General features: G+C 71.4%; 10 protein-coding genes. 7 read left to right on the forward strand and 3 right to left on the reverse strand.

Annotation, left to right across the window (positions count from 1 at the left end; translation table 11 throughout):
• Together N790_RS16230 and N790_RS01340 are read left to right on the forward strand one after the other, a co-directional pair.
• Nucleotides 1–1,617 (forward strand): M56 family metallopeptidase (locus tag N790_RS16230; RefSeq protein WP_043799902.1); only part of this gene is annotated, 1,617 nt, incomplete at its 5' end.
• A 96-nt stretch (nt 1,618–1,713) separates the two neighbouring features.
• Entirely contained in the window at nt 1,714–2,409 is a 696-nt protein-coding gene (locus tag N790_RS01340; RefSeq protein ID WP_043799903.1) for a YiaD family glycine zipper/OmpA-like lipoprotein, read from the forward strand.
• Between the two features lie 61 nt (nt 2,410–2,470).
• Here the strand turns inward: N790_RS01340 and N790_RS01345 are convergent, their stop codons facing one another.
• Complete coding sequence (locus N790_RS01345; RefSeq protein WP_043799913.1) at nt 2,471–5,995, reverse strand: indolepyruvate ferredoxin oxidoreductase family protein; 3,525 nt, start codon at nt 5,993–5,995, stop codon at nt 2,471–2,473.
• 155 nt (nt 5,996–6,150) lie between these two features.
• Between N790_RS01345 and N790_RS01350 the strand changes: the two genes are divergently transcribed.
• The 3 genes from N790_RS01350 to N790_RS01360 are packed head-to-tail and all read left to right on the forward strand — an operon-like array spanning nt 6,151 to nt 9,892.
• Nucleotides 6,151–8,520 (forward strand): serine/threonine-protein kinase, encoded by a 2,370-nt coding sequence (locus tag N790_RS01350; RefSeq protein WP_043799904.1) that lies wholly within the window; start codon nt 6,151–6,153, stop codon nt 8,518–8,520.
• Nucleotides 8,517–9,233: a sensor histidine kinase gene (locus tag N790_RS01355; RefSeq protein ID WP_052385579.1), complete on the forward strand. Its 717-nt coding sequence runs from the start codon at nt 8,517–8,519 to the stop codon at nt 9,231–9,233. Before N790_RS01350 ends, N790_RS01355 begins: the two co-directional genes overlap by 4 nt.
• Entirely contained in the window at nt 9,230–9,892 is a 663-nt protein-coding gene (locus tag N790_RS01360; protein WP_043799905.1) for a response regulator, read from the forward strand. Before N790_RS01355 ends, N790_RS01360 begins: the two co-directional genes overlap by 4 nt.
• 22 nt (nt 9,893–9,914) lie before the next feature.
• On the opposite strand, the gene N790_RS01365 is transcribed toward N790_RS01360, so the two are convergent.
• The gene (locus N790_RS01365; protein WP_043799907.1) at nt 9,915–10,400 is read right to left on the reverse strand and encodes a hypothetical protein; all 486 of its coding nucleotides are present in this window, start codon (nt 10,398–10,400) and stop codon (nt 9,915–9,917) included.
• A gap of 152 nt (nt 10,401–10,552) precedes the next feature.
• Here N790_RS01365 and N790_RS01370 point away from each other — a divergent pair, with 152 nt between their 5' ends.
• The gene (locus N790_RS01370; RefSeq protein ID WP_043799908.1) at nt 10,553–11,047 is read left to right on the forward strand and encodes a hypothetical protein; all 495 of its coding nucleotides are present in this window, start codon (nt 10,553–10,555) and stop codon (nt 11,045–11,047) included.
• A 36-nt stretch (nt 11,048–11,083) separates the two neighbouring features.
• Here the strand turns inward: N790_RS01370 and N790_RS01375 are convergent, their stop codons facing one another.
• Nucleotides 11,084–11,506 carry a hypothetical protein gene (locus tag N790_RS01375; RefSeq protein WP_043799910.1) on the reverse strand — a complete coding sequence of 141 codons (423 nt, stop codon included), beginning with the start codon at nt 11,504–11,506 and terminating at the stop codon, nt 11,084–11,086.
• A 216-nt stretch (nt 11,507–11,722) separates the two neighbouring features.
• Here N790_RS01375 and N790_RS01380 point away from each other — a divergent pair.
• On the forward strand, nt 11,723–11,999 hold a 277-nt coding region (locus tag N790_RS01380), incomplete at its 3' end, for a hypothetical protein (protein ID WP_156969874.1).

The raw sequence follows: 11,999 nt of genomic DNA on the forward strand, positions 1-11,999 counted from the left end.
CGCGCGCTGCTGGCGCACGAACTGGCCCACGTGCAGCGCAAGGACCCCGCCTGGCGCCTCGCCCAGCGCCTGGCCGCCCTGCCGCTGGTGCTGCACCCGCTGGCCCGGCACGCGCTGCGCCGGCTCGAAGCGCTGGCCGAAGACGCCTGCGACGCCCGCGCCGCCGAACTCTGCGGCAGCGGCCGCCCGCTGGCCGAATGCCTGGCCACCTGCCTTTCCCACGCCGGCGACCGCGCCGGCACTCCCACCCTGGCGGTGGCCATGGCCGACGACACCGGCCCCGTGGTCCGCCGCGTCCAAAACCTGCTGGAGGACACCCCCGTGAACCGACCCATCCCCACCGCCCTGCGCCGCGGCGCGCTGGTGCTCGCCATCGCCGCCGCCATCGCCCTGCCGGGCCTGGCCATCACCAGCGTCGCCAGCGAAGCCTTCGCGAGCGGCCTGCTGCACGGCAGCCGCCACGTCAGCTTCAACGGCCGCGACACCTGGGAGTACAGCAACGCCGTCAAGGGCGAACGCCTGAAGCTGCAGGTCAGCGGCGACGTTGGCTTCGCGCCCGACGACAGCGGCATCAGCGCCATGGCCCAGGGCGCCACCTTCGCTTTGTTCGAAAAGCGCGGCGGCACCACCCGTTCGCTGGAAGTGGAGAACGTCGGCGGCCAACTCGAGCACCGCTTCGAGCTCGACGGCAAGGCCCACGCCTTCGACGCCGACGCCCGCGCCTGGCTGGCCCGCACCCTGCCGCACGTGATGCGCGAAACCGGCATGCAGGCCGAGGCACGCGGCAAGCGCCTGCTCGCCGCCGGTGGCCCCGGCGCGTTGCTGGCCGAGATCGACCGCATCGAAAGCGGCTATTCGCGCGGCCGCTACCTGGCGGTGCTGTTCGCCGAAGCCACGCTCGACGACGCCCAGCTCGACCGCGCGCTCGCCATCGCCGGCAAGATCGGCTCCGACTACGAACTGCGCCGCGCGCTCGAGGGCGGCCTGGCCGGCCGCACGCTGTCGCCGGCGCACCAGGCCAGGCTGCTGTCGGCCGCCACCGGCATTGCCTCCGACTACGAGCAGGCGCAGCTGCTGGTGGCGCTGGCCGGCTCGCAAACGCTGGAAGGGCCAGTGCTCGCCGCCTGGCGCAGCGTGCTCGACGGTATCGCCAGCGACTACGAGCAGCGCCGCGTGCTGGTGGCGCTGCTGGAAAACGGTTCGCCGGCCGCGGTGTCGCTGGCGCTGGAGAGCGCGACGAACCTGGGCAGCGACTACGAGGCCCGCCAGTTGCTGTCGGCCGCCGCGCCTGCCACCCGCGGCAACGCCGCCGCGCTGGCCGCGTACCTGCGCGTGGTCGAAGGCATCGCCTCGGACTACGAACACCGGCAGGCGCTGCAGCACCTGTTGGACGCGGGCCCGGTGGACATCGCGGTCGCCGACGGCGTGCTGGCCTCGCTCGCGCGCATGGGGTCGGGCTATGAAACCGGCCAGGCGCTGAAGGCGCTGGCGGCGGTGATGCCGGCCGACGCGGCCTTGGTCGAGCGGTACCGCGCCGTGGCCCGGCGCCTGTCCGACCACGAGCGCGGCCAGGCCGAAAGGGCGCTGGACCGCTTCGCGGTGGCCCGCGTCGACTGAAACTGAACGGGGCGGGTTGGCACGGTTCGTGGCGGGACTTCGAGGGCGCATGCTGCTCTGGCAAACCTGCATCGCCCTCCCAAGGAGGACTGCCCCATGACCACCCGCATCCGTTCAAGCCTCGCCGTTGCGCTCTCGTTCGCCCTGCTCGCCGGTTGCCAGAGCACCGGCGGCTACCAGGCCAATACCCCCGCGCCCGAGGACGAAGAAGGCATGAGCCGCACCCAGCGCGGCGCCCTGATCGGCGCGGCCGTCGGCGCGGTCGCCGGCCTGCTCAGCGGCGACGATGCCACCGAGCGGCGGCAGCGCGCCCTGGTCGGCGTGGGCGTCGGCGCGCTGGCCGGCGGTGCCATCGGCCGCTACCAGGACAACCAGGAACGCGAACTGCGCGAAAGCCTGCGCGACAGCGGCGTCGAGGTCGTGCGCCAGGGCGACAACATCACCCTGGACATGCCCGAGGCCATCACCTTCGGCTTCGACAGCGCCAGCCTCAACCGAAGCGCCTACGGCGTGCTCGACCGCGTCGCCGAAACGCTCAAGGAATACGACCAGACCATCATCGAGGTGGCCGGCCACACCGACAGCGTGGGCAGCGACGCCTACAACCAGCGCCTGTCCGAACGTCGCGCGCAGGCGGTGGCCGACTACGTCATCTCGCGCGGCGTCAGCGGCCAGCGCCTGATGGTGGTGGGTGCCGGCGAAGCCCACCCGGTGGCCAGCAACAACACCGAGGCCGGCCGCGCCGAGAACCGCCGCGTCGAGATCACCATCGTGCCGATCCGCGCCGACTGATCGTTTCGCATTGGCGCAAAGAAGAAGCCCCGGCACTGGCCGGGGCTTCTTCGTTTCCGGGTCAGGCCGCCCGGGCGGGCGCCTGCGGGTTGCGCCAGCGTGCCAGCAGCTCGGCTTCGCGGGCCTTGGCCTTGGCGAAGTGCGCTTCCTTGACGTGGCCGTAGCCGCGGATGTGTTCCGGCACCGCGGCGATTTCCGCGGCCAGGCCCACGTTGCCGCCGTCGAGCGTGGCCAGCAGTTCCTCCACCGTCTTCGCGTAGTCGGTGATCAGCTGGCGCTCCATGCGGCGCTCCTCCGTGCGGCCGAAGATGTCCAGCGCGCCGCCGCGCAGGAACTTCAGCTTGGCCAGCAGCTTGAACGCCGTGAACATCCACGGGCCGAACTCCTGCTTCACCAGGTGGCCGTCGGCGTCGCGTTTGGCGAACAGCGGCGGGGCCAGGTTGAAGTAGATCTTGTAGTCGCCCTCGAACTGCTGCTCGATGCGCTTGCGGAACTCGCCCGAGGTGTACAGGCGCGCCACTTCGTACTCGTCCTTGTAGGCCATGAGCTTGAAGTAGTAGCGCGCCACGGCGGCGGTGAGCTCGGTGGAGCCCGGCGCCTTGCGCGCCTCGGCCTGGCGCACCTTGTCCACCAGGGCCACGTAGCGGCCGGCGTAGGCCTTGTCCTGGTAGTCGGTGAGGAACTTCACGCGGCGCTCGATCAGCTCGTCGAGCGACTGGCTGATGACTTCGTCGTCGAGGGTGGCCACGGCCACCGGCGTGCCGGGCGCGGGCTCGGCCAGGCCGGCGGCCTCGAGCACGGCCTGCGGGTTGATCGCGGCCAGGCGGCCCCAGGCGAAGGCGGTCTTGTTCATCTCGATGGCGGCGCCGTTGAGCTCGATGGCGCGCATCAGCGCATCGAAGCTGATCGGCACCAGGCCGCGCTGCCAGGCCACGCCCAGCATGAACAGGTTGGTGGCGATGGCGTCGCCCATCAGCGCGGTGGCGATGTCGGTGGCGGCCACCTGCAGCGGCTCGCGGCCGCCGAGCGCGGTGCGGATGGCGTCGACGATGCCGGCCGCCGGGAACTGCATGTCCGGCATGCGGGTGAAGGGGCCCGGCATGGCCTGGTAGTCGTTGATGACCACCTCGGTGCGGTCGGCGCGGATCTTCGACAGCGCCCAGTAGTCGTTCACCACCACCATGTCGCAGCCCAGCACCAGGTCGGCTTCGCCGGCGGCGATGCGCACGGCGTGGATGTCGGCCGGGCTCTTCGCGATGCGCACGTGCGTGGTGACGGCGCCGCCCTTCTGGGCCAGGCCGGTCTGGTCGAGCACGCTCGCGCCCTTGTGCTCCAGGTGCGCGGCCATGCCCAGCAGCGCGCCGATGGTCACCACGCCGGTGCCGCCGACGCCGGTGATCAGGATGTTCCAGGGCTGCTCGAGCGTGCCGCGCACCTGCGGTTCCGGCAGGTTGGCCAGCAGGTCCTTGTTGCCCGTGCCCTTGCGCTTGCGCAGCCCGCCGCCCTTGATGGTGACGAAGCTGGGGCAGAAGCCCTTCACGCAGCTGAAGTCCTTGTTGCAGTTGCTCTGGTCGATCTCGCGCTTGCGGCCGAATTCGGTTTCCTTGGGCAGCACGCTCACGCAGTTCGACTTCACGCCGCAGTCGCCGCAGCCTTCGCAGACCAGCGAATTGATGGCGGTGCGCTTGGCCGGGTCCGGCATCTTGCCGCGCTTGCGGCGACGGCGCTTCTCGGCCGCGCAGGTCTGGTCGTAGATGATCACGGTGGTGCCCGGCACCTCGCGCAGGCGCTTCTGCTGCGCGTCGAGCTCGGCGCGGTCGTAGAACTCCACGCCGTTCGGGAAGATGGACTTGTCGCTCCACTTCTCGATGTCGTCCGAAAGCACGACGATGGTCTTCACGCCCTCGCTGCGCACCTGGTGGGCGATGTCGGGCACGGTGAGCGTGCCGTCCACCGGCTGGCCGCCGGTCATGGCCACGGCGTCGTTGTAGAGGATCTTGTAGGTGATGTTCACCTTCGCGGCGATCGACTGGCGGATGGCCAGCGATCCGGAGTGGAAATAGGTGCCGTCGCCCAGGTTCTGGAAGACGTGCTTTTCCTCGGTGAACGGCGCCTGGCCGCTCCAGGTGACGCCTTCGCCGCCCATGTGGGTGAAGGTGTCGGTCTTGCGGTCCATCCAGGTCACCATGTAGTGGCAACCGATGCCGCCGAGCGCGCGCGAGCCTTCCGGCACCACCGTGGAGGTGTTGTGCGGGCAGCCCGAGCAGTAGTGCGGCACGCGCGGGAAGTTGGCGCGCGGCGCGGCCAGCTCCTTTTCCTTGGCGGCGATCCACTTGAGGCGGTTGTCCATCGCCTCGGACTGGAAGAAGCGCTGCACGCGCGCCGCGATGACGCGGGCGATGCGCGCCGGGGTCAGTTCGTTGGTGCTCGGCAGCACCCAGTTCTCGGCTTCGTCGTACTTGCCGACGATGCTCGGGCGCTGGCCATGCTCCCAGTTGTACATGTATTCCTTCATCTGCCGCTCGACGAAGCTGCGCTTCTCCTCGACGACGATGATGTCCTCCAGGCCGCGGGCGAACTCGCGGATGCCCAGCGGCTCCAGCGGCCAGGTCATGCCCACCTTGTAGACGCGGATGCCGATGTCCTCGGCCACCTTGCGGTCGATGCCCAGGTATTCCAGCGCCTGCAGCACGTCCAGGTAGCTCTTGCCGGTGGTGACGATGCCCAGGCGCGCCTTGGGCGAATCGATGATCACCTTGTCGATGTGGTTGGCGCGCGCGAAGGCCTGCGCGGCCTTCACCGCGTACTGGTGCAGGCGCATTTCCTGGTCCAGCGGCGGGTCCGGCCAGCGGATGTTGAGGCCGCCCGGCGGCAGTTCGAAGTCGGTGGGCAGGACGATGTCGAGCTGGTGCGGGTTCACGTTCACCGAAGCCGAGGATTCCACGGTTTCGGCGATGGTCTTGAAGCCGATCCAGCGGCCCGTGTAGCGGCTCATGGCCCAGCCCAACAGGCCCATGTCCAGGATGTCCTGCACGCCGGCCGGGTTGAGCACCGGCATCATGGCGCTTTCGAACTCGCCCTCGGAGCCGTGCGGCAGGGTGGACGAGCGGCAGGCGTGGTCGTCGGCGGCCAGGGCCAGCACGCCGCCCAGGGCCGAGGTGCCGGCGGCGTTGCCGTGCTTGAACACGTCGCCGCAGCGGTCCACGCCGGGACCCTTGCCGTACCACATGGAAAACACGCCGTCGTACTTGGCGCCCGGGAACAGGTTGGTCTGCTGGCTGCCCCAGACCATGGTCGCGCCCAGGTCCTCGTTCAGGCCCGGGGTGAACTCGATGCTGCTGGCCTTGAGGTGCTTGCGCGCCTTCCAGAGCTCGAGGTCGAAGCCGCCCAGCGGCGAGCCGCGGTAGCCCGAGATGAAGCCGGCGGTGTTGATGCCGGCGGCGCGATCGCGCATCTGCTGCATCAGCGGCAGGCGCACCAGCGCCTGCACGCCGGACAGGTAGATCCGGCCCTCCTCGCGGGTGTACTTGGACTCGAGGTCGTACTCGCGGTCGAGCGGGATCAGGGTGTGGGGAATGACGGACATGGCGACGGCTTTCCGGGACTCGAGCAAAGACTCGGAATTATAGCAGCCGGGGGCGTGGCGGCCGGGTCAGGGTGGATTCGCCGGCGCCGGCGGCAGCGCCGGTTTCCCGATTTCTCCTACAATCGGCGAAGCACCGGAGGGGGCCGGGGGAGGCCATGGGCGACGGGGAAAAAGTGCAGGAAGGCGCCGTTTTCGGCCCCTTCCGGCGATTGTCACTGTTGGGCGAAGGCAGCCACGGCACGGTCTGGCTGGCGGACCAGGCCCAGCCCAGGCGCCGGGTGGCGCTGAAGATCCTCAATGGCAGCCTCGCCAGCCCCGAGCTGGCCGCCCGCTTCCGCCACGAGGCCGAACTGCTGGCGATGCTCGAACACCCCGGCATCGCCCGCCTGTACGAATCGGGCGCGGTCGAGGGCCCTTCCGGGCCCGTGCCCTGGCTGGCGATGGAATACGTCGACGGCCGCCCGCTCGACGCCTGGGCCGCGGCCAACCAGCCACTGCGGCAGCGGGTGGACCTGCTCGAGGCGCTGTGCCGGGCGGTGCACTTCGCCCACACCCGCGGCGTCATCCACCGCGACCTCAAGCCGTCCAACATCCTCGTCGACGCGCAGGACCAGCCGCGCATCATCGACTTCGGCATCGCCACGGCCATCGAGCGCGGCGACCTCACGCGCGTCACCCGCGCCGGCGCGGTGCTCGGCACCCTGCCCTACATGAGCCCGGAACAGCTCGACGGCGGCACGCGCAGCGATCCGCGCTGGGACGTGTACGCGCTGGGTGCGATCGCCTACGAGCTGATCGGTGGCGTGCTGCCACACCCCGGCCTGGGGACGGCCACCTCGGTGGTGGCGGCGCTGAAGATCGTCGCGTCGCACGCCCCGACGCCGCTGGGCCGCATCGCGCCGGCGGCGCGGGGCGACCTGGAAACCGTGGTGATGAAGGCCATCGCCCCCGACCCCGGCGACCGCTACGGTTCAGCCGCCGAGCTGGCCGACGAACTGCGCCGCTGGACGCAGGGCCGTCCGGTGGAGGCCGCGCCCGCCGGCATCGGGCGCGTCCTGCGCCTGTTCGTCCGCCGCCACCGCGCCCTGTCCTGGGCCGTCGCGTCCACGGCCCTGGTGCTCGTGGCCGCCACCGTGCTGTCCACCCGCATGGCGCTCGCGGAAGCCGAGGCACGTCGCGTCGCCGAACTGCACCTGGCCGAGCGCGACGCGGTCAACGACTTCCTGGCCGACATGCTCCATTCGTCCGACCCGGAACAGGGCGCCGGCAGCGACCTGAGCCTGCGCGAATGGCTGGTCATCACGCGCCAGGGCTTCGCCAGCCAGTCCGCCCGGCTGCCGGCGGAGGCGCGCATGGCGCTGGCGGCCACGCTGGGCACCTCGCTGCTGCACCTGGGTGAGCCGGCGCAGGCCGCGGAACTGCTCGAGACCGCCGATGCGCTCTCCACCCGCCTTCGCGGCGAGCAGGCCTTCGACACCCAGGCCATCCGCATCAACGCCGCGGCGGCCATCGACCCGGAAATGCACCCCGGCGAAGGCGAGAAGCGGCTTCGCGCCCTCCTGCAATCCGCCGAGGCGCGCGGCGACGACCGCCTGGCCGTGCTCGCCGGCATCGCGCTGACCACGATGCTCGAGACCCAGGGGCGCATCGACGAGGCGCACGAGCTCTCCGCGCGCACCGACGAACGGGCGTCCCGTGCCCTGGGGCCGGACGATCCGGATGCCCTCACCGCCCGCCACAACCACGCCGGCCTGCTCAAGTACCGCGGTGAGTTCGCCGCCGCCGAACCCTTGGCGCGCGACGTCCACCAGCGTCGCCGGGCCGCGCTCGGCGACCACCACCCGCTCACCCTGTATTCCTACAACCAGCTGGGCGGAATCCTCGACCGGCTGGGACGGGTCGAGCAGGCCGAGGCCATCTACCGCGAAACCTACGAGGCGCGCCGCGAAGCGCTCGGGCCGCGCCACCCCGGCACGCTGGTCACCCTGAACAACCTCACCGCCCTGCTGGTCCAGCGCGGGGCGCTGGAAGAGGCCGCGCCGCTGGTGGACGCGCTGGCCCAGGCCACCACCGAACGCTTCGGCGCCGAGGCGCCGCGCACGCTGATGGCGCTGAACCAGCGTGCCTACGTGCTGGAAGACCTGGGCCGGCTGGACGAGGCCGAAGCGCAGCTGCGCGCCATCGTGGCGGCGCAGGCCGCGCATGGCGGCGACGTGCACCCCGAGCGGCTGGCGCCGCGCAGCAACCTGGCCATGCTGCTGTCCAAGCGGGGGAGCCACGCCGAAGCGATCTCCACCATGCGCGCCGTGCTGGACGACGCCACCGGCGCGCTGGGCGCCGGCCATCCCTACGTCGGCATCTTCCGCAGCAACTACGGCGAGATCCTCACCCGCGCGGGCCGCCCGGCCGAGGCGCGCCGGGAACTGCGCCAGGCGCAGTCCGTCCTGGAATCGCACCTGGGGGCCGACCATGCCCGCACGCGCAAGAACCGCGAGCGCCTGCGCGCCGCGGGGGACGCGGCATGAGGCGTTGGTGGCCGTGGCGTTCGGGCCCCCGGCCAGTCGCGGCCGACGAGCCCCTGGCCGCGCTGCAGCGGCAGCTCGATCTTTCGCAGGCGCTGCAGGCGGAACGCCGCCGCATCTACGACGACCTGCACGACGACATCGGCAGCCGCCTCCTGACCCTGCTGCACCGGGTCAGCGAACCCGAACAGCAACAGCTGGTGCGCGAAGTGCTGCAGGACCTGCGCGCCATCCTCGCCCGCGAACGGGGCGTGGAAGGCACCTTGCTGGAGGTGCTGGCGCAGCTGCGCGAAGAAGCCGAACAGCGGCTCGACACGCGCGACATCGCCCTGGACTGGCGGCAGGGCGCCGACCTTCCCGATCCGACGCTCGATCCGGCGCAAGCCATGCACCTGTTCCGCATCGGCCGCGAGGCCATCACCAACGCGCTGCGCCATGCGGCGCCGCACCGCCTGCGGGTGGTGGTGGAACGCGTCGGCGCTGACCTGGTGTTCGAAGTGACCGACGACGGCGCCTTCGACGCCGCCCGCATCGGCAGCGGCCGGGGCACGCGCAGCATGCAGGCGCGGGCCGGCGAGCTGCAGGGCAACATCCACTGGCAGGCCGGGACGCTGGGTGGCACCAAGGTGTGCCTGCGCTTCCCCTTGCCGCCGGCCACGACCCCCGCAGTAACGGGATGGCCACCGGCCAGTGCGCCGGAGAGCATGCGGCCATGAACACGCCGCCCGGCCATGCCTTGGTCCTGGAGGACCTGCCCGACGTGGCCGCCTGGCTCGCCCGGCTGCTGGAGCAGCGCTTTCCCGGCATCCAGGTGGTCCGGGCCGGGACCCTGGCCGAGGCGCGCCGGCAGCTGGAAGCGGGCATGTCGCCCGACCTGGCGCTGGTTGACCTCGGGCTGCCCGATGGCAGCGGCGTCGACCTGATCCGCCAACTCGCGCAACACCACCCGGGTTGCGCCATCGTGGTCACCACCTTGTTCGGTGACGACGCGCACCTGTTCCCGGCGCTGCGCGCGGGCGCACAGGGCTACCTGCTCAAGGACCAGCCCGCCGACCGCCTCGGCGCGGCGCTGGAAGGCATCCTGCGCGGCGAGCCGCCGCTGTCGCCGGCGATCGCGCAGCGATTGCTGCGTGCCTTCAATGAGGCACCGCGGCCGGCGCCGCCGCACGAGCTCGAAACCCTGACCGCGCGCGAGCGCGAGGTGCTGGTGCTGGTCAGCAAGGGCTGCCGGCTGCCCGAGCTGGCGGAGCGGCTGCAGATCAGCCGCCACACCGTTTCCGACCACCTCAAGAACATCTACCGCAAGCTCAACATCAACAGCCGCGCGGAAGCCGCGCTCGAAGCCGTTCGCCTGGGGCTCGTGGCGGGAACCTGAGTGCGCTGGCGCGGCGCGGGGCTCAGCAGCCCGGCCACCCGTCGCGTTCGCCCTGGGCCACCAGGGCGTCGATCATCTTGAGCAGGAAGCGCTCGTTGAGCTCCACCACGCGCGCCGGCGCCTCTTCCGCGTCGATGCGGGCGAAGAGCTTGCGCGCGGCCCTGAATTCCTTGCAGATCTTGACCCGCCCGCGCGCCCGGCCGTTGAGCGCGTCGATCCCTTCGCACAGGCGGCGGAAACCCTGCGAGGCGTGGTTCGGGACCTGGGTCTTGTACATGCCGTACTTGAACATTTCGCCGCCGATTCCTTCGCAGGCCTGTCCCAGCGCTTCCTGCGTGCTCAGGCCCGGGGGCGCGTCGCGGAACGCATGGACGAAACGCTCTGCCCGCGCGCTCCACAGGTCCGCCCCGCCTTCGGTGAAGGCGCTCGCCGCCGCCGCGCCCGCCCAGGCCAGGCTGATGCCCGCCGCCAGCGCCGCCACCGTCTTGCCGATACCCCTTCCTTCCATAGCGCCCCCGGAATTCGCCGGGCAAGGAAGTGCCGGCCTTTGCACAGGCTAGGGGGCGCGGAGGCGGCGTCCCATCCCGCAGTTGCGGGATGGTGGGCCCGCAAGGGCGGCGCCGAGAATCGGGCCACCTCCAAGCCCTCGGGTAAACCACCATGAAAGCGCTCCGCCTCGCCTCCGTGCTCGCCGCGGCCTTTGTCGCGGTCTCCGTCACCGCGCCGTCGGCCCAGGCCGAGTCGGGCAACGCCATCCTCGAGATCAAGCTCAAGGCAACCGGCCTGCCGTTCGAGATCGACCAGGACGGCGACTTCAAGGTGCTCGTCAACTGGGAGCAGGACAAGCGCTCCCAGCTCGTGTACGTCTCGCCGGAGGTCGACGAATTCAGCGGCATGCCGCACTACACGGCGTTCGCGCCGGCCGCGCTGCTGAACGGCGACGTGACGCTCGACGCCGGGCGCATGCGCTCGCTGCTGGAGAAGAACGCCAACTACAAGGTCGGCGGCTGGATGGTGGCCGGCAATGCCCTGTACTTCGGCGCCAAGTTGTCCACCGACGTCAGCCCCGAGCAGCTGCGCAAGCTGCTGGCCGCCCTCGCGGAAGAGGCCGACAACCTCGAGATGGAACTGACCCCCGGGGAAGACGCGCTCTGATCGACCCCGCCGCCGCCTGCAACGGGCGGCGGCGCTTCACCCGCTGAAGCGCCCCAGCCAGACGGCGACGCCGGTGGCGAACGTGACCAGCAGCGATAGCCAGAATGCCCGCCGGGTGGCCGGCTGCACGCGCGCCTCTTCCCGCGTTTCCGGGGTTTGCGCGCGGGCCCGCTTGCGCCGCACCAGCGCGAAATAGACCAGTTGCGAGGCCACCAGCAGGCCGAGCGGAACCAGCGCCCAGGCGGTGGCGAGCACCAGGCCGACGCCGCTGGCGAGCGTGAGTGCCGACCCGACGAACTGGAAGCGGGTGACCAGCGGATCCTCGGGCGTACCCGACAGGGCGCCCAGCAACTTGTCGATCAGGGCTGCCTCGCGCGCCTTGTGGAAGGCGATGCCGCTGCCGACGATCCAGGCGACGCCGAAGCCGCGCAGGAGCCATTCCAGGGTGGCTGCATTCATGGCCCGGAGTCTGCCATCCGGCTTCCCCGGCGGCGCCCCCGCATCCACGGGATGCCCATGCGCGCCGGCGCGTGACCCCGTTCACAGGACTGCTAACCCCAGGGGGGATGCCTTGCGGAACTGCGACGGCCGTCCCGGCGGCTGGCGCGGCGACGGAGCCCAATGGCATCAGGGGGAAATTCCGCCCCCGCCCACCGCCCGCGAGGAGGACAGACCATGTGTACCCGTCCTGCACCGCTGCCCGTGATGCCCGCGGCGTTCCGCGGCCCGGCCGCGCCGGGCATGGCCATCCTGCTGGCCGACACCCTGGCCAGGGCGGCCGGGGCGCTGGTGGGCGCCCTGGACCAGGCCGGCCTGTTCGGCTGCAGCGTGGCCTGGGAAGGTCCCGACGGCGGGCTGCAATGCCATCCCGGCCCCTTGCCGGACGACGCCGGCGCCTGGCGGCGCGAGGCCAGCACCGTGCCGACCGCGCCCGGCCAGGCCCGCGTGCTCT

This window comes from Arenimonas malthae CC-JY-1, from assembly GCF_000747075.1.
Taxonomy (GTDB): domain Bacteria; phylum Pseudomonadota; class Gammaproteobacteria; order Xanthomonadales; family Xanthomonadaceae; genus Arenimonas; species Arenimonas malthae.

Coding starts and splice junctions, on each gene's coding strand:
- N790_RS01365 (WP_043799907.1), bottom strand. CDS start 10,400: ATGGAAGGAAGGGGTATCGGCAAGACGGTGGCGGCGCTGGCGGCGGGC.
- N790_RS01340 (WP_043799903.1), top strand. CDS start 1,714: ATGACCACCCGCATCCGTTCAAGCCTCGCCGTTGCGCTCTCGTTCGCC.
- N790_RS01345 (WP_043799913.1), bottom strand. CDS start 5,995: ATGTCCGTCATTCCCCACACCCTGATCCCGCTCGACCGCGAGTACGAC.
- N790_RS01375 (WP_043799910.1), bottom strand. CDS start 11,506: ATGAATGCAGCCACCCTGGAATGGCTCCTGCGCGGCTTCGGCGTCGCC.
- N790_RS01350 (WP_043799904.1), top strand. CDS start 6,151: ATGGGCGACGGGGAAAAAGTGCAGGAAGGCGCCGTTTTCGGCCCCTTC.
- N790_RS01360 (WP_043799905.1), top strand. CDS start 9,230: ATGAACACGCCGCCCGGCCATGCCTTGGTCCTGGAGGACCTGCCCGAC.
- N790_RS01370 (WP_043799908.1), top strand. CDS start 10,553: ATGAAAGCGCTCCGCCTCGCCTCCGTGCTCGCCGCGGCCTTTGTCGCG.
- N790_RS01355 (WP_052385579.1), top strand. CDS start 8,517: ATGAGGCGTTGGTGGCCGTGGCGTTCGGGCCCCCGGCCAGTCGCGGCC.